We start from the raw sequence: 20,538 nt of genomic DNA, 5'->3' as shown, positions 1-20,538 counted from the left end.
GTCGTTCCAACATATCCCTTCCGACTTTTATTGGGGGGGTGCATGCAAAGTAATTAACCCGCTGCCCCCCCGCAATTGCAAACATCGGAATTCGTGATCCTCTCCGGCGAAATTATGGAAAATCAGCGTCGTGATTTCGGCATCAGGTGGGACACCATGGTCTTGACCCGCGCCCAGAATCCGGTTGAGGGCGCCTGGTCCGGCTCGGGGGCCGCCTTGGGCAGCTCGGCGCAGGGGGTCAGCTCGCTCAGCAGCGCGGCGACGGAATCGGCCACCCTTTGGTGGGGCTCCTGGCCGGGCACCTCGAGCCAGACCGAGCCATCGGCGTTGTCCAGCACCAGCATCCCCTCCCCCACCACGCCGATAAAGAGGGTGGGGGGCTGTTTGAGCTTGCGCTTCATCAGCAGGTGGCCGATGAGGTTCTCCTGCAGGTACTCGAAATCCGCCTGGTTCCAGGGCTGCAGCAGCTCGCCGCGGCCGAAGGGGGCGTCGAAGGCCAGGTGGCCGGCAAAGTAATGGCCGTAGAACTCGGTCAGTGCCGGGTGCAGCGTCAGCTCCAGCGCCTCCGCCACGTTATCGAACTGGCCCGGTTTGGTCCGGTGATGGGCCTGCCACAGGGCCCGGCCCTGGTCATCCCGCCCGGTGAGCGCCGGCCCCTGTTCGGTCTGTTCGCTGACCGGGTCCTGCCCCAGGCTCTGCTGCCAGCTGGCGTGGTAACGTTGGAAAAAGTGGGCCAAGGCGTCCTGGGACATGTTCTCGCATCCAGTTGAGGTACAATGAGGCCATAGTGTGCCAGAAAACCCGCCCCGCGGACGACAACCCCATGCCTCATCACGATCCCTACGCCGGCGCCAAGGCGCTTGATGGCCTGACCCTGGGCCAGAAAACCGAATACCAGGACCAATACGATCCCAGCCTGCTGCAACCGGTGCCCCGCTCCCTGAACCGGGACGCCCTGGTCCTGGGCGACGCCCTGCCCTTCGACGGGGCCGACATCTGGACCGGCTACGAGCTGTCCTGGCTCAACCCAAAGGGCAAGCCCATGGTGGCCATCGCCCAGTTCGTGCTGCCCGCCAGCAGCATCAACCTGGTGGAGTCCAAGAGCTTCAAGCTCTACCTCAACAGCTTCAACCAGACCAAGGTGGCCTCCGTCGAGGCCCTGCAGCGTACCCTGAGCGAGGATCTCTCCCGCTGCGCCGAGGGGCCGGTCGAGGTCAGCCTGATCCTGCCCAGCGACTTTGGCCGCCAGCCCCTGTCGGAGCTGGAGGGCGAGCTGATTGACGACCTGGACATCGAGATCGCCGATTACAGCTTCGAGCCGGCCCACCTGGAGGGCGCCGCCAACCCGGACGGCCCCGTGGTCAACGAGACCCTGCGTTCGGATCTGCTCAAGTCCAACTGCCTCATCACCTCTCAGCCGGACTGGGGCAGCGTGCAGATCCGCTACCAGGGCCCGCAGATCGACCGCGAGGCCCTGCTGCGCTACCTCATCAGCTTCCGCCGCCATAACGAGTTTCACGAGCAGTGCGTGGAGCGGATCTTTATGGACCTCAAGCGCTACTGCCAGTGCGAGAAACTGACGGTGTACGCCCGCTACACCCGGCGCGGAGGGCTGGACATCAACCCCTTCCGCTCGGACTTCGAGCCCCTGCCGGACAACGTGCGCCTGGCACGGCAATAAACGACAAAGGGCACCCTTCGGTGCCCTTTTCCTTGGGTGCCCCGGCCTCAGCCGGTGCGCCGAAATCCCGGCCCGCTGTCGAAGCTGGCCTTGATCTCGTTGTAGGTCAGGAAGTAGGTCTCCATACCGAACAGGTCGAGGCTTGGGATCACCCCCTTGGTGACAAACATCTCCAGCACCGAATGGAAGGGATCCGCCAGCACCACCTCCCGGGTGTAGATGGCGGCCAGACGCACCAGGTCCAGGTAGCCCACTTCGGGACTTTGGAAGCTGAAGTCGTTCCAGCGGTGCACCACCTCCACCATCTCGTCCTCGAACCCCCACTCCAGCAGTACGGTGCGGCCGATGGGGGCCTTGAGCAACTGGGTGACCCGACGCAGTTGCTCCCGCTCGGCGAACAGCTTGGGCTGGGTCTCCGCCTCCTCCAGCACCGGCAGGGCGCCGATGTTGTGGATCAGGGCCGCCAGCAGCAGGGTGTCGGCGGAGAGGCCGGTGAGGTTGCCCAGCTCCTGCTGGCAGGCCAGCACGGCGCAGGCGCAGGAGGCCACCTCGACGTTGTGGCGCCAAATTTCGTCCATCAGGTCCCAGGTCATGCTTCGGGAGGAGCGAAACAGCTGCTGCATCGCCGCGGCCACCGCCAGGTCCCGGGTCCGGTCCAGACCCAGCCGGGTGACGGCAGCGATGACGCTGGTGGATTTGCTGACGCCACCGAAGGCGGCGCTGTTGGACAGGCTGACGATGCGGGCCGCCAGGGCCGGGTCTTTGCTTATCTCCGAGGCCAGATCCGACAGGGCACAATCCGGCTGACGGGCCAGTTCACGCACGGCGATGGCCACCTCGGGCAGACTGGGCAGCACCATGTCGCCACTTTTGACCTTTCCTAACAGCTGAACCAGTAGTGCGTGATCGCTCGACATATCAAACTCTTTTTCTCATTCCCTGAGTTGTAATACCCAGTATAGGGCAGGTCGGGAACCGCTCACCCCGGCCCCTTGTCTACATTTGCAACAGGCCAGGCCCGGCAGTAGAATTGCCGGCCGCGATGATTCCCCTTGAGGCCACCATGCACAAACCCGAACTGCTCTCCCCCGCCGGGACCTTGAAGAACATGCGCTACGCCTTCGCCTATGGGGCCGATGCGGTCTACGCCGGCCAGCCCCGTTACAGTCTGCGGGTGCGCAACAACGACTTCAATTTGGCGAACCTGGCCACCGGGATCGAAGAAGCCCACGGCCAGGGCAAGAAGCTGTACGTGGTCTCCAATATCGCCCCTCACAACGCCAAACTTAAAACTTTTATCAAAGATTTAACACCGGTAATTGAGATGGGGCCCGATGCGCTGATCATGTCCGACCCCGGGATGATCATGATGGTGCGGGAAAAATGGCCGGATCAGCCCATCCACCTGTCGGTGCAGGCCAACGCCATCAACTGGGCGTCGGTGAAGTTCTGGCAGCAGATGGGGGTGGAGCGGGTGATCCTCTCCCGGGAGCTGTCCCTGGACGAGATCGAGGAGATCCGCACCCAGGTGCCCGAGATGGAGCTTGAGGTGTTTGTCCACGGTGCCCTGTGCATGGCCTACTCCGGCCGCTGCCTGCTATCCGGCTACATCAATAAGCGGGATCCCAACCAGGGCACCTGCACCAACGCCTGCCGCTGGAAGTACGACGTCCACGAAGCCAAGGAGGACGCCTCCGGCGATGTGGTGGCGATGCAGCCCGAGGTGCAGATCCAGCAGCCGACCCTGGGCGAAGGCCCGGCCACCGACCGCATCTTCCTGTTGCAGGAGGAGAACCGCCCCGGTGAGTACATGCCCGCCTTCGAGGACGAGCACGGCACCTACATCATGAACTCCAAGGACCTGCGGGCGATCCAGCACGTGGATCGCTTGGCCAAGATGGGTGTGCACTCCCTTAAGATCGAGGGGCGCACCAAGAGCTTCTACTACGTGGCCCGCACCGCCCAGCTCTACCGCAAGGCGATCGACGACGCCGCCGCCGGCCGCCCCTTCGACGCCAGCCTGATGCACAGTCTGGAGTCCCTGGCCCACCGGGGCTACACCGAGGGCTTCCTGCGCCGCCACACCCACGACGCCTACCAGAACTACGACTACGGCTACTCGGTGTCGGACAAGCAGCAGTTTGTGGGCGAGTTCACCGGCGAGCGCAACGCCCAGGGCCTGGCGGAGGTGCTGGTGAAGAACCGTTTCGAGGTGGGCAACCAGGTGGAGCTGATGACCCCCCAGGGCAACCTCAACCTGAGCCTGGGCCACATCGAGAACCGCAAGGGCGAATCCGTGGAAGTGGCGCCGGGCAACGGCCACACCATGTACCTGCCCCTGCCGGAGCAGCTGGATCTCTCCCACGCCATCCTGATGCGCAACCTCGGGGAGGGGCAGACCACCCGCAACCCCCAGGCCAAGGAGGGTTAAGATGGCGCTGGTGATCCTCGACACCTGCATCAACTGCGACATGTGTGAGCCGGAGTGTCCCAATGCCGCCATCACCATGGGGGAGGAGATCTACGAGATCGATCCGGACCGCTGCACCGAGTGCGTGGGCCACTACGACAAGCCCACCTGTGTCAGCGTCTGCCCCATCGATTGCATCGAGGTGGACCCGGAACACACCGAAGACCAGGACACCCTGATGGCCAAGTACCTGATCCTTACAGGTAAGGCCTGAACCATCAAAAAAGGCAGCCCACGGGCTGCCTTTTTTGATGGTGCTGAGGGGCTTACCAGAGCCCCTTCTCCTTGACCTTGCGCGCCTTGTCCAGCTGGCTGGAGAGGGCTCCCGCCTCCGCCGGGGCCGTCACCGGACGGTCCTGCTCGGCCAGTTGACGCTTCAGTGCCGACAGCTGGGCCAGGGCGGTGTCCTGCCCCTCCTTGAGCGCCTCCATCTCCGAGGCCAGGGCCATCAGCACCTCGGCATTGCCATCGCCCAGCGCCGGTGCCTGGCCCAGGGCCTCCATCGCCGCCAGCAGGGGCGCAGGATCAAACCCGGGCTCCGGATTGGGCGCCGGAGCCGGCGCCGTGGCCATCAGGGCCGTGAGCTTCTGCCACTGGGGCTCGGACAGGCCACTTTGACTGTCCAGGCTGACGCCGGCCCCTTCGGCCAGGGCGGTCAGGGTCTGGGCGCTGACCCGCTCCCCCAACGCCTCGGCCAGCAGCGCCGGCAGCTTGGGGGCCAGCTGATGCAGGAAGAGGCCCGAGAGGTAGATCTGGCGGTGAAAGGCATTGCGCCGCTGACGCTGCACCTCGGCACTGTCGCCCCGCCCCTGCTCCGCCAGCTGCCAGGCCTTCAGGGTCTGCACCGCGAAGGCGTCCGCCTCGTGCTGGTCCGGGCTCAGGGTAAAACTGCAACTTAACCGCATGGGGGCCTCCTTAGCTGGCCTCGGCGGCGTCCGCCGCGTGGTAGCAGCAGATCTCCCGGGCCAGGGCGGACTGGGGCTCGTCCACCACCACCACCTTGTCCCCCAGGGTGGAGTAGGCGTCGCGGATGGCCGGGGCCACCAGGTGCGCGCCGCCGCCCACCAGGTAGATGCGGTTGGGGTTGCGGGCAAAGGTCTTGGCCTCGTAGGCCACCGCCGCCCCCAACTCTGCGATCTTCTCCTCGATGCGACCCATCACCCACTCCACCTTGGACAGGTCGTTGATCACCTGCTCGACAAAGGCGCGGTCGTCTCGGCGCTTGATCAGCTCGTTGGCCACCAGGTAGCTGGCGTCGCTGTCGGCGGCGGCCAGGGCCTTGCGGGCGGCGTCGGTGACCATGGAGACCCCGATCTCGGCGTTGCCGTACACCGCGGAGACGTCGTCAAACTCCCCCACCACCACGCCCATGTCCAACGTGGTGCCGCCGCAGTCGATCACCAGGGACTTGGTGAACTCGTTGACGCCGGAGTCCATCAAGGTGGTGAGCACCGCCGGCAGGCTCTCCGGCAGTACTTCCACCTCGACGATGTCGAACAGCTCCCCCTTGTTGAGCTCAATGGCCCGCATCAGGTTGGCCTTCTTACGGGCGATGTTCACCTCGTTCTTCTGGCAATCGTCGGCGTTGTAGTATTCGGTGATCGGCAGGGTCACCATGATGCTGACCGGGCCCGGTGTCACGCCGGTCTGCAGCAGGGCGTGGTGCACCGACAGCAGGTTGAGATCGTCGTACTGGTAGGCCACGTGCGTGGTGGCCAGCGCCTTGTCGGAGGTGGCGTCGAAGGTGTACTTGGTGGTGCCCACCTGGTAGTTGAACACCTTCTTGTCGCTCAAAAGCGCCGCGCTCTTCCAATCCTTACGAAAGGAGTTGGGGGAGATCACGCTGCGCAGCTGCCCCCCCTCGATCCAGCTGATTTTGACGTTGGTGGAACCATCATCAATGGCAAATTTCATCTTGGCTAACGCCATCCCAAATCCCTCAAAAAAGAAAAGCCCAAAGGAAAAAAGCCCACTTACGTGGGCTAATGCGACAGGGGATCGGGAAAACTGAAATGTTATCCGGCCCAAATGGCCAAATAGAGGCCCAGCCCCACCCCAAGCAGCACCACGGCGGTGCGCAGCGGCGGCAGATTGCCCACGTAGAGCAGCGGGTGGGCCAGGCGGGTGGCGACAAACAGCAAAGCGGGCAGGTCCAGGGCGTCGAGGTCGGCACCGCGCAGATGGGCCACCAGCACGCAGGCGCCAAAAAACGCCAGGGCCTCCCAGGCGTTGCTTTGTGAGGCGCGGATGCGGTTGCCCATCCCCGCCAGGCCGGCGTCCTGCAGCCGGGGATGGTGAACGTCCAGCCCCCCCAGGTGGCGCATCTTGTAATAGCCTCCCAGTCCCGCCAGCACATAGGGGAGCAACAGCAGCAGGACCAGTGACCAGAGCACCAGGGGCATGGGATTTCTCCTAAGGAATTGAATGCCTTAAGAGTATAGACCCGTTACCGGGCCAGCAGGGTTTCCAGGGGTTTGGGGGCCCGGGGCAGCAGGGGGTAGCGGGCCAGCAGGGATTTGAGCTCCATCGCCAGTTCGGTATCCCCCTCCATCGCCAGCCGGCGCTGGAAAAACAGGGCATCCCCGTCGGCGATCCCCAGGGCCATCAGCAGCAGCGCCCGGGCCTCGCCGGTCAGTTGCGCTTCGGCGTCGGCTCGGGCCCAATCCAGCCAGAAGGCCCCATCCTGTACCCCCACCTCCAAGCCCAGCGGCAGCCCGGTCACCGCCAGGGCCACGCTGCGCCCCTCGAGAAAGGCCAGTTCCCCCGCCGCCAGCGGGTCTGCCAGGCGATGATGAAACAGGGGCAACAACAGCGCCCGAATCGGGGCAATGGGGGGGCGGGGCAGCATGGCATCTCCAACAAGGAACCGGGATCGCTGGATGATAACGCCGCAGTTCGATCCCGATCCTGTTTTACATCAAGAAATGACCGCGATCCCGCTGCTAAGGTGAGCGATTGAGTTTTTCTCCCCCACTTTCGGAGTTTCGCCATGGAGCTGCTTGCCCCGGTGGGCAACCTGGCCGGTCTGGCCCCCGCGTTGGCCCAGGGGGCCGACGCCGTCTACGTCGGCCTGAAGGACGACACCAACGCCCGGCGCTTTGCCGGCCTGAACTTCACCCCGGACGAGCTGGCTCGGGCGGCTCAACTGTGCCGGGACGCCGGCCGCAAACTGTACGTGGCCATCAACACCTTCCCCCAGCCGGGCCAGGAAGCACGCTGGCACCGGGCGGTGGACCTGGCCGCCGAGGCCCGGGTCAGCGCGGTGATCATGGCCGATCCCGGCCTGCTGGGCTACGCCAGTCGCCGCCATCCGGACCTGGAGCGCCACCTGTCGGTGCAATCCAGCGCCGCCAACCTGCCGGCCCTGAGGCTGTTCCAGCGCCAGTTCGGCATCACCCGGGCGGTGCTGCCCCGGGTGCTGGACATCGAGCAGATCGAGCGGATCGCGGCCGACGCGCCGGTGGAGATCGAGGTGTTCGCCTCCGGCTCACTCTGTGTCATGGCCGAGGGGCGCTGCCAGCTCTCCACCTGGGTCAGCGGCCACTCCCCCAACTCCGGCGGCGCCTGCTCGCCGGCCAGCCTGGTGCGCTGGCAGGAGACCCCCAAGGGGCGCGAAGCCCGGCTTAATGGCGTGCTGCTGGACCGGGCCGCCCCGGGCCAGCCCGGCGGCTACCCCACGGTGTGCAAGGGACGATACCAGGTGGCGGGGCAGACCCAGCACCCCATCTCCAGCCCCTGCTCCCTCTCCACCCTGCCCCTGATGCCGCGCCTGGCCCGGGCCGGTGTGGCGGCGCTCAAGCTGGAGGGACGCCAGCGCAGCGCCCACTACAGTGCCGAGGTGACCGCGGTGTGGCGCCAGGCCATCGACGCCTACCGGCGCGATCCCGAACGCTACCGCACCGATCCCACCGCCCAGGCCCGCCTGCGCCAGCTGGCGGAGGGCCAGACCCTGACCACCGGACCCTACCTGAACCCATGGCAATGACCCACCCCATCCGATTGAGCCTGGCCCCCAACTGGTGGCCCATGGACCGCACCGCCCAGCACGACCACCTGGATGCCCTGCTGGACAGCCCCTTCGAGCGCCTCTACCTGGGGGAGAGCGTCTGCGCCCTGCGTGACCGTCTGGCCCCCCGCACCCTGATGACCCTGGCCCGCACCCTGAGCGACGCCGGCAAGGAGGTGGTGCTGACCAGCCTGAGCCTGCTGGCCGGCCCCCGGGATCTGGCCCTGCTGGAGTCACTCTGCCAGCTGGAGGGGATCACCCTGGAGGCCAACGAGATGGGCGCCGTGGGGGCGGCCGCCGAAGCGGGCCTGCCCTTTGTCGCCGGCAGTGGCCTCAATATCTACAACCTGGACAGCCTCAACTGGCTGCTGGAGCTGGGGATGACCACCTACCAGCCGCCGCTGGAGATGGCCCAGCCGGTGCTCAGCGCCCTGATGGCCCAGGCGGAGCAGACCGGGGTGCGCGAGCGCTTCGAACTGGAACTGCTGGGCTACGGCCAACCGCCCCTGGCGGTCTCCGCCCGCTGCGCCACCGCCCGGGTGGCCGGACGCAACCGCAAACGCTGCGAGACGGTGTGTCAGCAGGTGGGGGCCCAGCCGGCCCACTCCCTGGAGGGCCAGCCCCTGCTGACCCTCAACGGCGTGCAGGTGCACGGCGACCGGCCCATCGATCTGCTGGACAGCCTGGCCACGCTGCGGGCACTCAAACTGGATTGGCTGCGGCTGGATCCGGGCCCCTCACTGGAGTGGCAATGGGCCTGGGATCTGCAATCCGCCCTGAAGGCGGGGGCGGAGCGGTTTGACCCGCCGGTGGTGGGGATGCGTCAGTTCTGGCAGCGTCAGCAGCAGACGGTGGCGCTGTCCAACGACTAGGCGTTGCGGCGCTTGACCAGCACCAGGGCGTAGAGCAGCCAGATGGCCACGAAGCCCAGCAACATCCAGCCCAGCAGGGCCGGCCACCAGATCAGCGGCCGGTCGGCCCCGAACAGGCCATAGGGGTAGCGGTCCATCAGCGCCAGCAATCGGTCCGGCCGCATCAACAGGGCGATGGCGCAGCCTGCCGCCGCCAGGGCGGGGATCACCCCCCAACGGGGCGGGATCTCGGTGAGGATGGCGAAGCAGTAGAGCACGGCGCAGATGGGGGTCATGACGTAGAAGGCGGTCATGGCCCAGGCGTGTACCATGCCGACGTTGACCGGAAAGAGGCCGCAGGCGGCGACGCTCAAGGACATCAGCACCCCGGAGAGGTTGAGGGAGAGCTTGATGGGCCGACGCCGGCGCAGCCAGCCCCGGGAGGTGAAGCTGACCACCAGGAACAGGCCGCCGAAGAACAGCCCGCCGTTGACCAGCAACGCCAGGGGGGAGGAGTCGTAGCGACCCAGCTCCGACAGGGAGTGGTTGAGGAAGTTGAACGCCTCCCCCGCCTCGCCCACGTACACCAGCGACGCCAGCAGCGAAGGCAGCACCAGCATGATGATCCCCAGGGATCCCAGCCGGTTGGCAAGTCGTAGCAGGGTTTGTCCGTCGTTGCTGGCCATCGCCGTTCGGCACACTCTCTGAATCGGGTCCAACAGGCAGCATACTCGAAAGCGCCGCAAGAAAAAACGCAGCCATCGGCTGCGTTTGTCGTTCTGGGTTTCGGCTCTCATCCTGTTGATGTGCCGTTGGATTTTACTGGAATAGCCCCTCCAGAGGCACCACCTCCACCCGTCGGATCCCCAAAGGCAGTGCCTGGATCCGCGCGTCCTCCGCCTGCACCGGCTCCGGCATCTCGGTGTTGTAGCGCATGGGCGAGGGCCGCTCACTGCGCAGGCGCTCGGCCATCTTATTGGCCTCGGGGCTGACGAAAACGAACTGGATATTGTCCAGCACCAGCTGCTCGCGGATCACCCGGTTGACCTGCTCCAGGGTGAGGGAGGCCAGGCCGGCGCGCACCGTCTCGACGAAGGCGTCGGTGCCGTAGTAGGCGCTGTCCAGGGCGTAGCCCAGCAGCCGGTCCTGGCTGGCCACCAGTTGCGGCGCCGCGTTGGTGAGGAAGTTGCGGGTGGCCTCGAAGGCCTCGCCGCTCATCCCCTCGCTCACCAATTTTTCCAGCTCGTGCATCGCGACCCGGGTGGCGAAATGGGCGTCCTGATTGTCCCGCAGCGGCCGCAGCCACACCTGGAAGATCTGGCTGGAGCGCCCCAGGTTGGCGTCCGGCCGGGTCTGGAACATCCCCCGGGGGAAGTACTCGATGTAGGCGTAGTCGCCGTAGTTCATCCCCCGAAGCTCCCGGATCCGCTGGTAGAGGAAGCTGTTGGCGGAGCGGTGCTCCCCCAGGTAGGAGCGCACCAGCCACAGGGCCACCCAGTCCGAGTCCGCCCGGTTCAAGGTGATGGGGAAGCCGAAGCTCACCGCGGTGGCCTTGGTTTCTGGCTTGCTGATCACCAGCGCCTGGCGACCGGCCAAGGGTGCCGGGGCCTTAATGGCGGGCTGCTGTGCCCCCTCACCGGGCAGGGCGGCCAGATCCGCCTTCAGGCGGGCCAACTGGGCGTCGGAGAGATCCCCGGCCACCCCGAGGGTCAGGTTGGCCTGGGTGAAGTGATCTCGGTAGAAGGTCTCCAGCTGCGCCGGGGTGATCCCCTCCAGGTGGCTGACCCGGCCCAGGTTGAGGCTCTGATAGGGGTGACCCTGGTAGATCTGCTGGTACAGGGCCTCCTTACCCAGCTCCTCGTCGTTGGCGGCCTTGAGGCCAGACTGGATGGCGTTGACCAGCTCGGTGCGCAGGCGGTTGATGTCCTCCTCGCGCCACCCCGGGCTCAGCACCCGCTCGGCAAACAGCGGGTACCAGGCGTCGAAGTTGTCCTTGTGCACCCGGCCCCGGACGCTGACCATCTCCTTGTCCACCTGGACGCTCAGGCTGCCCCCCAAGGGGTAGTTGGCCTGCTCCAGATCCCGGTAGCTGCGCTGGGCGGAGCCGGCGTCCACCAGCATCCGGGCGGTGAACTGGGCCAGCCCCTTGGCCTCGGCGGGATCCCAGGCGGCCCCGGTGTGGAACAGCAGGTTGAGATCGATGATGGGGGAGGCGGAGCGCTGATCCAGCACCGCGAAGCCCACCTCGGGGGCCTCACCCAGGGCCGCGACCCGGGCCTCCAGGCCCAGGGGGGCGTCGAAGCCCGGCAATTCGGGACCGCTGCCCAGGGTCAATCCGGTGCTGCCGGACTCGATAAAGAAGCGGTTGGCGGCGGCCTGGATCTCGGCCGGCGTCACCCGGTCCAGCTGGGCGTAGTAGCGATTGAGGGTCTCCAGGTCCCGGTCGAAGTGCAGGTAGGTGGCCAGCACATCGGCGATCGCCTTGGAGCTGTCCAGGCCATTGGCGAAGCGGTATTTGAGGTGGCTTTTCAGCCGCTCCAGATCCGCCTCGTCCATCGGTTGGGTGCGCAGTTGGGCCAGGGTCTCCACCAGGGCCTCACGCACCCGCAGCAGATCCGCCTCGGAGCCGGAGCGGAAGAACAGCATCAGCTGGCCGGGATCGGTGCGCTGGGGGAAGTAGTGGAACATCTGGTTGGCCACCTGCTCGTTGACCACCAGCTGCTGGTAGAGCGCGGAGTTGGGGCCGAAGAACTGCTCCCCGAGCAGGGCCACGGCGGCAAACTCCGTGGTGCGGTCGCTGAAGGCGGGGCCGTGGAAGCCGATGGCGTACCAGTACTGGCCGCCGCTGGCCTCCTGCAGGTGATCGTACTTGGCGGCCACCTGGGTCGGTTCGGCCGGCACCGTGACCTGGTAATCCCCCTGGGCCCACTCGCCCCAGTAGCGCTTCACCCAGGCCTCGGCCTGGTCCGGATCAAAGTCCCCCACCAGGGTCAGGGTGACGTACTCGGGCTTGTAGTAGCGCTCGAAAAACAGCTCGGCGTAGTCGAGCTGGTCCGGCATCGCCTCGATGTCCTCGAAGAAGCCCATTGTGCTGTGGCGGTAGGTGTGGCGGACGTAGGCCCGCTCCCGCAGCCCGGCGTACAGCTTGTTGACCGGGCTGGCGAAGTTTTTCAGGTACTCGCCCTTTACCGTCAGCGCCTCGGTGCGGAAGGTGCTTTCGTCGTAGCTCAGGTTCTGGAAGCGGTCCGCCTCCAGGGCCAGCATAGTCTCCAGATGGTCCTTGGCGAACACCTGGTGGTAGTTGGTGTAGTCGTCGGTGGTGTAGGCCCGGTTATCCACCCCGCGCTCTTTGAGCATCGCCTGGTACACCGCCTGGGGGTGGGTCTCGGTGCCCTTGAACATCATGTGCTCGAAAAAGTGGGCAAACCCGGTCTTGCCCGGCTCCACCTCGTTGCGGGAGCCGGTGCCCACGGTCATCTCCATCGCCACCACGTCCGGGTAGGCGGTGGGCACCATCACCAGGGTCAGGCCGTTGTCCAGGGTGAGCTGGCGATAGTCCAGGGTGAACAGCCGGTCGGTCGGTTCATCGGGGGTCGGTTGGGGTGCCGCGCTGTCCGGGGTGCTGCCACAGCCCCACAGGGCCAGGGTCAGCAGTCCCGCCAGGGGCCAGTGCCGAAACGTCATGATTTCGCCTCTCCTTGTTGCGACAAAGATGAATAAATTTCAATCTCTTAGCTTGTGATCATAAAGATTTTCCCACAACGAGCCGATAAAATGGATCGCGCTCACACAAACTCCCCGTAACAGGATGTAAATCACCATGGCAAGGACGCTCCACTGCATCGACCAAGAGGTTCCGGTCCGCCCCGAGGACGAGCTGGTCTCCACCACCGACACCCGCGGCATCATCACCTACGCCAACGCCGACTTCATCCGCATCAGTGGCTACAGCGAGTCGGAGCTGGTCAGCCACAACCACAATAGAGTGCGTCACCCGGACATGCCCGCCGCCGCCTTCCAGGACCTCTGGGATCACCTCAAGGCGGGTCGCAGCTGGCGCGGGGTGGTGAAAAACCGCTGCAAGGATGGCCGCTACTACTGGGTGGATGCCTTCGTCACCCCCATCTTCGACGGTGGCCGGATCACCGGTTACCAGTCGGTGCGCCGCCAGGCCAGCCCCGAGCTTATCCGCCGCGCCAGCGCCCTCTACGGGCGGGTCCAATCGGGCAAGGCCCTGTCCCGGGAGATGACCCTGGGGCAGAAGCAGGGGATCGCCGCAGTACTGGGGCTTGGGATCCTGGGGGCCTGCGCCTGGGCCTTCTCCCCCTGGGTGGTGGTGCCGGCCCTGGCCAGCTTCGCGTTGCTGGCGGGCCTGTTCTGGGACGAGGCGGTGCGGGTGCCCGCGCTGCTGGCCCAGCTGCAACAGGAGTACGACAGCGTCAGCCGCCGGGTGTACGAGGGCACCGGCAGCGCCAGCGTGGCCCGCTTCCAGCTGGGCCTGGCCCAGGCCCGGATGCAGGGGGTGCTGGGGCGCACCGCCGACGCCGGTCGCCGGCTGGACGACTCGGCCCGGGATCTGGTGGCCATCGCCCACCAGGCTCGCGAGGGGATCGACGACGAACGCTGCCGTTTGGAGCAGATCGCCGCTGCAGTTGAGGAGATGAACGCCACCATCGGCGAGATCGCCCAGCACGCCGAGAGCAACTCCGAGCAGGTACAGCAGACCCACCACACCTGCCAGCAGACCCGTCAGGCGATGCTGGAGAGCTCCGAGCGGATCGACGCCCTGGCCCGCAGCGTGGACCAAGCCGCCAACCGGGCCGGCTCACTGCACCAGGAGGCGGAGAAGGTGGAGGCGGCGATGCAGGAGATCGACGGCATCGCCGAGCAGACCAACCTGCTGGCCCTCAACGCCGCCATCGAGGCGGCCCGGGCCGGGGAGCAGGGCCGGGGGTTTGCCGTGGTGGCGGACGAGGTGCGGGCGCTGTCCAGCCGCACCCAGCAGGCCACCACCGCCATCCAGGCCAGCGTGCAGGAGATGAACCAGACCCTGGGCCAGTGGGTGGCCCAGATGGAGGCCAACCGGGCCCAGGCGGACGAGTGCGCCAGCCACGCCCGGGACAGCGCCGCCCAGGTGGAGACCATCAACGGCCAGATCCAGCAGGTGGAGCAGATGGCCGGGGAGACCGCCACCGCCGCCGGTCAGCAGCGGATGGCCGCCGGCGAGATCGCCCAGAACCTGGACTCCATCCATCAGCTGACCCAGACCATCCTCACCCAGGCCGAGCAGGTGGAGCAGACCGCCGAGCAGGTCAAGGAGGAGGTGGCGGTGATCGGCAACCTGGGCCGCACCTTCGGCTGAGCCCACCACACAGAGACAAAAAAAGGGACGCCTCGGCGTCCCTTTTTGCGTTGCCGGGATCAGCCCCGGGCGTGGTAGTCGCCGGTGCCCACCCACTTGTAGGTGGTCAGGGCTTCCAGGCCCATGGGGCCGCGGGCGTGGAGCTTCTGAGTGCTCACCGCCACCTCCGCCCCCAGGCCAAACTGGCTGCCGTCGGTAAAGCGGGTGCTGGCGTTGACGTAAACCGCCGCCGAGTTGATGGCGGCCACAAACTGGTCGGCCACGCGACGATCTTCGGTGATGACGCTCTCGGAGTGTTCGGAGGAGTGGGCCCGGATGTGGTCGATCGCCTCATTGACGTCGGCCACCACCTTCACCCCCAGCACCAGCGCCAGCCATTCGGTGTCAAAGTCCCCCTCGCCCGCCGCTTCGGCGGCCGTACCCAGCAGCGTCAAGGCACCGGGACTGGCCTTGAAAGTGACCCCCAGCGGGCCCAGTCGGGCCGCCACCTGGGGCAAGAGTTCGGCGGCCACGGCCTGGTGCACCAGCAGGGTGTCCAAGGCGTTGCACACCGTGGGGCGCTGCACCTTGGCGTTCTCCACCAGGGGCAGGGCACGGGTGAGATCCGCCGCCCGGTCGATGTACATGTGGCAGATCCCGATGCCGCCGGTGATCACCGGCATCCGCGCCTGCTCCTTGCACAGCTGATGCAGGCCCGCCCCACCCCGGGGGATCACCATGTCGATGTGGCTGTCGAGGTTCAAAAGGGCCGTGACCAGGGCCCGGTCCGGGCTGTTGATGAGCTGCACCGCGTCGGTGGGCAGGTCCTGGGCGTTCAGGGCCGAGTGGATGGCCGCCAGCAGGGCCCGGTTGGAGTGCAGGGTCTCCTTGCCGCCGCGCATGATGGCGGCATTGCCGGTTTTGAGCGCCAGCACCGCCACATCGACGGTGACGTTGGGCCGGGCCTCGTAGATCACCCCCAAGACGCCCAGGGGGATGCGGCGCCGGGCCAGGCGCATGCCGTTGTCCAGCAGGCGGCTGTCGATGTCCACGCCCACCGGATCCGCCAGGGCGATCACCGTGCCGATGTCGGCGCGGATCGCCGCCAGGCGCTCCGGGGTCAGCAACAGACGGTCCAGCATGGCACCGCTGAGGCCGGCGTCGCGGGCCAGGGCCATGTCCTGTTCATTGGCGGCCAGGATGGCTGCCTCGTGTTCACCAAGGGCGTCGGCGATGGCGCCCAGCAGGGCGTTCTTCTGGGCCGCCCCCAGGGCCAGCAGGGCGTAGCTGGCCTGACGGGCGCGCTGGCCCATCGGCAAAAGCGGGTTGGTTGTCATAACACCACCAGGTCGTTTCTGTGGATCGCCACCGGGCCGTAGCTGTAGCCCAGCAGGGTTTCAATGTCGTTGGAGTGCTGGCCCGCCAAACGGCGCAGCTCCGGCGCCCCATAGCGGGCGATGCCGCGGCCAATCAATTGGCCCTCCGGGTCTTTGAGCATCAAGGTCTCGCCCCGGGCGAACTCCCCCTCCACCGCGGTGATCCCCTTGGGCAGCAGACTGGAGCCCTTGGCCACCAGGGCGTTCACGGCACCGGCGTCCAAATGCAGGCTGCCCGCCGGCGGCGGACCGGCCAGGATCCAGCGTTTGCGGCCGTCCAGCGGACAGGCCAGGGCCGGAAAGCGGGTGCCCAGGGCCTCGCCCCGGGCCAGCCCTTCGATCACCCCCTCGGCGTGACCGGCAGCGATCACCACCTCCACACCGGCGCGGCGAGCCACATCGGCGGCCTGCAGCTTGGTGGCCATGCCCCCGGTGCCCAGGTTGGTGCCGCTGCCGCCGGCCAGGCGGCGCAGGCTGTCGTCGATGTGGGCCACTTCGGGGATCAGCTGGGCCTGGGGGTTGCTGCGAGGATCGGCGTCGAACAGCCCGGGCTGGTCGGTGAGCAGCATCAGCAGCTCCGCCTCCCCCAGCAGTGCCGCCAGGGCGGAGAGGTTGTCGTTGTCCCCCACCTTGATCTCGGCGATGGCCACGGCGTCGTTCTCGTTGATCACCGGGATGATGCCGTTGTCCAGCAGCGCCTGCAGGGTGTCGCGGGCGTTGAGGTAACGCTCACGATCGTCCAGATCCGCGCGGGTCAGCAGGATCTGCCCCACGTGCAGGTTGTAGAGGTTGAACAGCTGCTCCCAACTGCGGATAAGCTGGCTCTGGCCCACCGCCGCCAGCATCTGCTTGCTGGCCAGGGAGTCGGGCAGCTCGGGAAAGCCCAGGTGCTCGCGGCCGGCGGCAATGGCGCCGGAGGTGACCAGGATCAGTTCGCACCCGGCCTGACGCAGGCGGGCCATCTGGCGGACCAGCTCCACCATGTGGGCGCGGTCCAGGCGGGGGCTGCCGGAGGTCAGGACGCTGGTGCCCAGTTTGACCACGATCCGGCGGTAACGTAGCGGATTCACTCGAACAAAGAACTCGGGTAGATACAGGAACCTTTCTTTATACCGAAAATCCGGGCAAAGCACAGCCGCGCCAGGCCACAGAAACGACACCGCCTCCCAGGGGGAGGCGGTGTTCAGGGGCGTACGGTGCTCAGACCGTTGTGGCTTAACTTACAAGTAGATGAACTTAAGCACGAAGAGCACGGCGAGGATCGCCACCGCCGGGCTGACGTCCTGGAAGCGACGGCTCAGCAGCTTGATGGCGGCGTAGGTGATGAAGCCGATGGCGATGCCGTGGGCGATGGAGAAGGTCAGCGGCATCATGATGGCGGTGACCACCACCGGAGCGGCTTCGGTCAGGTCGTCCCACTCCAGATGCACCAGGCCGGACATCATCAGAATGGCCACGTAGACCAGGGCGCCGGTGGTGGCGTAGGCCGGGACCATGCCCGCCAGCGGGGCCAGGAACAAACAGCCGAGGAACAGCAGGCCGACCACGACGGCGGTCAGGCCGGTGCGGCCCCCGGCGGAAACGCCGGCAGTGCTCTCGATGTAGCTGGTGGTGGTGGAGGTGCCGAGGAAGGCGCCGGCCAGGGTGGCGGAGGAGTCGGCCATCATGGCGCGGTTGGCGCGGGGCAGACGGCCCTTGTCGTCCAGCATGCCGCCACGCTGGGCCACGGCCACCAGGGTGCCGGAGGTGTCGAACAGGTCCACGAACAGGAAGGCGAACACCACGGAGAGCATTCCCACTTCCAGGGCGCCGCGGATGTCCAGGGCCGCCAGGGTCGGGGAGACGGAGGGCGGCAGGGAGACCAGGCCACCGTACTGCACGTCACCGAACAGCAGGCCCAGCACGGTGATGCTGAGGATGGAGATCATCACCGCGGCTTTCAGGCCGAAGTGCACCAGGGCGATGATCAGGGCAAAGCCCAGGGCCGCCATCACCACCGGGAAGCTGGTGACGTCCCCCAGGCCGACGATGGTGGCGGGGTTGGCCACCACGATGCCGGCGTTTTTCAGGCCAATGAGCGCCAGGAACAGGCCAATACCGGCGGCGATCCCCAGGCGCAGGGACATGGGGATGGCGTTGACGATCCACTCGCGAATTTTGAGCACCGACAGCAGCAGGAAGAGCACACCGGAGAGGAACACGGCCCCCAGGGCGGTCTCCCAGCTGTGGCCCATCTCCAGCACCACGGTGTAGGTGAAGAAGGCGTTGAGGCCCATGCCCGGCGCCAGGGCGATGGGGTAGTTGGCCACCAGGCCCATCACCAGGCAGCCAATGGCGGCGGCCACGCAGGTGGCGACAAAGACGGCGCCGTGATCCATGCCGGCGTCGGCCAGCATGGCGGGATTGACGAAGATGATGTAGGCCATGGTGAGGAAGGTGGTGACCCCCGCCACAACTTCCTGGCGAACGCTGGTCTGGTTCGCGCGGATCTTGAAGATCGACTCTAACATGGTTAGACCTTTGATTTTTATATCATTTATATAGTACAGAGAGGCAAACTCGCCGCCGCAACCAAGGCGCGGGGAAGTTGGCGCGGGATTATCCCTGTTTTGCGGGTCGATCGCCACAAGAAGGGCGCAGAATTGAGAGTGTTACGGGCAAAAAAATGGCGCCACTAGGGCGCCGAAGGAAGAGAAACTCTTCTGGAGTGTCCAAAACGGCCTGCCTGACCGCTCACCAGATCACTCGAATTACAGGTTGATGAAGCAAAATCGTGACGATCAGCGACCCAGGCTGTACAGGGCCCCGGTGGTCCAGCTCTGGCTGTACCAGGTGTTGTACAGGGTCACGTCATAGGAAAACGGGTAGTTCATAAAGCACTCCGACAATCAGTAATTGGATGACAAATGACAACCGTGTTGTTCCTTAACACTCAAGTCGGTTCCTTGGAGTCATCGTTACTCGGTTCCTTGGAGATCAGGGGCTTTCCTAGCCTAACGTGGTCGGAAGTCGTCAGCTTCCGATGGCAGGCATCATAGCAAAATGTAGTTTTATTACAACCCAGCCCCCACCCTAAAGGTCATATTCCTTCAGGATGAAAATTTATTACCGCATGAAGGTTTGTAATGCGAAGACCCCCGAGATTCACCCGGGGGCCTAAAACCCTAGTGATCCAGCAGGTTAGCCAGCAAGCTGGCCACCGGCGTGGCGGTGGGTTGACCGTAGAGGGGATCGCGCTTCTCCACCGCGGAGGCGGCGATGTCCAGGTGAAGGTAGGCGATAGGGTGGTCGCTGCCCAAACCGTGGCGGTCCAGGCCGGCGGCCTGGATCAAGAAGGCCATGGGGAACTGGTGGCCACGGGAGATCGCCACCGAGGGGCCGTTGTTGGAGGAGAGCAGCCGCTCGGAGGGGGAGCGGGCGGCCACCTGGGCAAAGTCCTCCCGACGCAGGCGGGAGAGCTCGAAGGGCTCGCCCCACAGCTCCGACACCAGCTGCAACTGACCGCCCATCGCCTGGCCCCGGGCCACGGCATTTTCGATCACCGCGCTGTAGGGGCCGTAGGCGCGACCCACGTGGCCGGTCAGGGTCGCCAGAGACATCATCACCGGGTTCTCGCACTCCGCTGCCGTTTCCCGCAGGTGGCTGAGCACGTCCGCCAGCACCAGGCGCCCCTCGGCGTCGGTGTTGCCGATCCGCACCTTGGCCCCGGCGTGGCTCTGGATGATCTCATCGGGCACGAAGGCCTCGGAGCCGATGCTGTTGCGCACCAGGCCCAGCTCGGCCACCACCCGAACGCCCTTGGGTTGAAGCTGGGCCAGGGTGGCCATCAGGCCAGCCACCGCCGCCGCGCCCCCCTTGTCCCGGCTCATACCGGCCATGGCACCGCCGATCTTCAGGTCCGCGCCGCCGGTGTCGAAGGTCACCCCTTTGCCGGCCAGGAACCAGTTGCGGCTCACCACGCCCTCGCCCACGTACTCCAGACGCACCACCCGGGGGGCATGACGGGGTACGGCAAAGGAGGCCCGGGCCACGGCGCTCAGCAGCGGGTAGTCCCGCACCAGGGTCTCGGCATCGTCGATCACCGACACGCTGACCGGTCCGCCCTCGAACAGCTCAACGCAGTAATCGGCAAAGGCCGGCGGGGCCATCTGCTCGGGATCGCCGCCGCACAGGTCCCGGGCGGCAATGCGGCCGTTCTCCAGGGCGTTGGCCCGGGCGGCGTCCGCCAGCCCCAGCACCCCCAGGGTGACCGCGTCGCCGGCCACATCGAAGGGGCGGTAGATCTCATGGCCCGCCCCCAGCAACGCCACCGACAGCGCCTCGGCGAAGCGCAGGTCCCCCTCCGGGGCCTCCACCAGCAGCAGCGGCGCCCGGGCCCCGGCCCGCAGGGCGATCCCCACCCCGGCCTGGGCCGCCTCGGCGAAGCGGCGGACGTCCTCGTACTCGCCGTCCAGATCCCCGGTGGGGGCCAGCACCAGGCGGCCACCGGCTAGGCCCGGGGCCATCAGCATCAGCGCTTCGCGGCTCACCCGGGCATCGACGCTGGCCGCGTGGCTCACCAGCTGGCGGATCTCAGGATTCGCCGCCAGCTCAAACCCGTCGCTGACCACCACCACGGCGTCCCAGCCCCCTTCGCCAAACAGCGCCTCGGGGTGGTCCACCCCCTGAATCAGCAGCTTGCTCATTGTCCTTTTCCTATCTTTTCAGGCCATTGGTGAGCCTCACCTTAGCAGCTGCCCTCCCCCCTTCGCCACCGGCGGCGCTGTGATACACTGGCGCGGTTTGTAATCCCCCATTGACCACCATAAGGAGA

The 20,538-nt window shown here is 66.4% G+C and carries 18 protein-coding genes; 6 read left to right on the top strand and 12 right to left on the bottom strand.

Going from position 1 to position 20,538, the window contains the following annotated elements:
- Window positions 1-122: 122 nt before the first annotated feature.
- Window positions 123-752: a SecY-interacting protein gene (gene syd, locus KUV81_RS00740; RefSeq protein ID WP_222541928.1), complete on the bottom strand. Its 630-nt coding sequence runs from the start codon at window positions 750-752 to the stop codon at window positions 123-125.
- Between the two features lie 71 nt (window positions 753-823).
- Between syd and queF the strand changes: the two genes are divergently transcribed.
- Window positions 824-1,681 (top strand): NADPH-dependent 7-cyano-7-deazaguanine reductase QueF, encoded by an 858-nt coding sequence (queF, locus tag KUV81_RS00735; RefSeq protein ID WP_222543318.1) that lies wholly within the window; start codon window positions 824-826, stop codon window positions 1,679-1,681.
- A gap of 47 nt (window positions 1,682-1,728) precedes the next feature.
- On the opposite strand, the gene KUV81_RS00730 is transcribed toward queF, so the two are convergent.
- A complete protein-coding gene (locus tag KUV81_RS00730) occupies window positions 1,729-2,598 on the bottom strand; it encodes an HDOD domain-containing protein (protein WP_222541927.1) in 870 nt (289 codons plus the stop codon).
- Between the two features lie 146 nt (window positions 2,599-2,744).
- Here KUV81_RS00730 and yegQ point away from each other — a divergent pair, with 146 nt between their 5' ends.
- On the top strand, window positions 2,745-4,112 hold the full coding sequence (yegQ, locus tag KUV81_RS00725) for a tRNA 5-hydroxyuridine modification protein YegQ (RefSeq protein ID WP_222541926.1): 1,368 nt from the start codon (window positions 2,745-2,747) through the stop codon (window positions 4,110-4,112).
- Between the two features lies 1 nt (window position 4,113).
- A complete protein-coding gene (locus KUV81_RS00720; protein ID WP_222541925.1) occupies window positions 4,114-4,365 on the top strand; it encodes a YfhL family 4Fe-4S dicluster ferredoxin in 252 nt (83 codons plus the stop codon).
- A gap of 52 nt (window positions 4,366-4,417) precedes the next feature.
- On the opposite strand, the gene KUV81_RS00715 is transcribed toward KUV81_RS00720, so the two are convergent.
- From KUV81_RS00715 to KUV81_RS00700, 4 genes are all read right to left on the bottom strand, one after another.
- Window positions 4,418-5,056: a plasmid partitioning/stability family protein gene (locus KUV81_RS00715; protein ID WP_222541924.1), complete on the bottom strand. Its 639-nt coding sequence runs from the start codon at window positions 5,054-5,056 to the stop codon at window positions 4,418-4,420.
- 10 nt (window positions 5,057-5,066) lie between these two features.
- Window positions 5,067-6,065, bottom strand: a complete 999-nt coding sequence (locus tag KUV81_RS00710) for a plasmid segregation protein ParM (RefSeq protein WP_261389170.1) — start codon at window positions 6,063-6,065, stop codon at window positions 5,067-5,069.
- 101 nt (window positions 6,066-6,166) lie between these two features.
- The gene (locus KUV81_RS00705) at window positions 6,167-6,553 is read right to left on the bottom strand and encodes an MAPEG family protein (protein WP_222541922.1); all 387 of its coding nucleotides are present in this window, start codon (window positions 6,551-6,553) and stop codon (window positions 6,167-6,169) included.
- 44 nt (window positions 6,554-6,597) lie between these two features.
- Complete coding sequence (locus tag KUV81_RS00700) at window positions 6,598-6,999, bottom strand: SCP2 domain-containing protein (RefSeq protein ID WP_222541921.1); 402 nt, start codon at window positions 6,997-6,999, stop codon at window positions 6,598-6,600.
- Between the two features lie 141 nt (window positions 7,000-7,140).
- On the opposite strand from KUV81_RS00700, the gene KUV81_RS00695 reads away from it, so the two are divergent.
- Both KUV81_RS00695 and KUV81_RS00690 read left to right on the top strand, forming a co-directional pair.
- Entirely contained in the window at window positions 7,141-8,136 is a 996-nt protein-coding gene (locus tag KUV81_RS00695) for a peptidase U32 family protein (RefSeq protein WP_222541920.1), read from the top strand.
- The gene (locus KUV81_RS00690; protein WP_222541919.1) at window positions 8,133-9,029 is read left to right on the top strand and encodes a U32 family peptidase; all 897 of its coding nucleotides are present in this window, start codon (window positions 8,133-8,135) and stop codon (window positions 9,027-9,029) included. The genes KUV81_RS00695 and KUV81_RS00690 overlap by 4 nt, the downstream gene beginning before the upstream one ends.
- Here the strand turns inward: KUV81_RS00690 and KUV81_RS00685 are convergent.
- Both KUV81_RS00685 and KUV81_RS00680 read right to left on the bottom strand, forming a co-directional pair.
- Window positions 9,026-9,694: a hypothetical protein gene (locus KUV81_RS00685; protein ID WP_222541918.1), complete on the bottom strand. Its 669-nt coding sequence runs from the start codon at window positions 9,692-9,694 to the stop codon at window positions 9,026-9,028. The two genes, KUV81_RS00690 and KUV81_RS00685, sit on opposite strands and share 4 nt — an antisense overlap.
- Window positions 9,695-9,827: 133 nt before the next feature.
- Window positions 9,828-12,692, bottom strand: a complete 2,865-nt coding sequence (locus tag KUV81_RS00680) for a M16 family metallopeptidase (RefSeq protein ID WP_222541917.1) — start codon at window positions 12,690-12,692, stop codon at window positions 9,828-9,830.
- Between the two features lie 136 nt (window positions 12,693-12,828).
- Between KUV81_RS00680 and KUV81_RS00675 the strand changes: the two genes are divergently transcribed.
- Window positions 12,829-14,370, top strand: coding sequence for a methyl-accepting chemotaxis protein (locus KUV81_RS00675; protein ID WP_222541916.1), 1,542 nt, complete (start codon window positions 12,829-12,831; stop codon window positions 14,368-14,370).
- A gap of 59 nt (window positions 14,371-14,429) precedes the next feature.
- Here the strand turns inward: KUV81_RS00675 and KUV81_RS00670 are convergent, their stop codons facing one another.
- The 4 genes from KUV81_RS00670 to KUV81_RS00655 form a co-directional block, all read right to left on the bottom strand.
- Window positions 14,430-15,686 (bottom strand): glutamate-5-semialdehyde dehydrogenase, encoded by a 1,257-nt coding sequence (locus tag KUV81_RS00670; protein WP_222541915.1) that lies wholly within the window; start codon window positions 15,684-15,686, stop codon window positions 14,430-14,432.
- Window positions 15,683-16,822: a glutamate 5-kinase gene (proB, locus tag KUV81_RS00665; RefSeq protein WP_222543317.1), complete on the bottom strand. Its 1,140-nt coding sequence runs from the start codon at window positions 16,820-16,822 to the stop codon at window positions 15,683-15,685. The genes KUV81_RS00670 and proB overlap by 4 nt, the downstream gene beginning before the upstream one ends.
- 123 nt (window positions 16,823-16,945) lie before the next feature.
- On the bottom strand, window positions 16,946-18,235 hold the full coding sequence (locus KUV81_RS00660; RefSeq protein ID WP_222541914.1) for an NCS2 family permease: 1,290 nt from the start codon (window positions 18,233-18,235) through the stop codon (window positions 16,946-16,948).
- A 654-nt stretch (window positions 18,236-18,889) separates the two neighbouring features.
- Window positions 18,890-20,410, bottom strand: a complete 1,521-nt coding sequence (locus KUV81_RS00655; protein WP_222541913.1) for a leucyl aminopeptidase family protein — start codon at window positions 20,408-20,410, stop codon at window positions 18,890-18,892.
- Window positions 20,411-20,538 lie beyond the last annotated feature (128 nt).

Origin of the sequence: Ferrimonas balearica (genome assembly GCF_019802085.1) — a bacterium.
Lineage (GTDB): Bacteria > Pseudomonadota > Gammaproteobacteria > Enterobacterales > Shewanellaceae > Ferrimonas > Ferrimonas balearica_B.
Note: the sequence above shows the minus strand (reverse complement) of the source record. Positions and strands in the feature narration are given on the sequence as shown.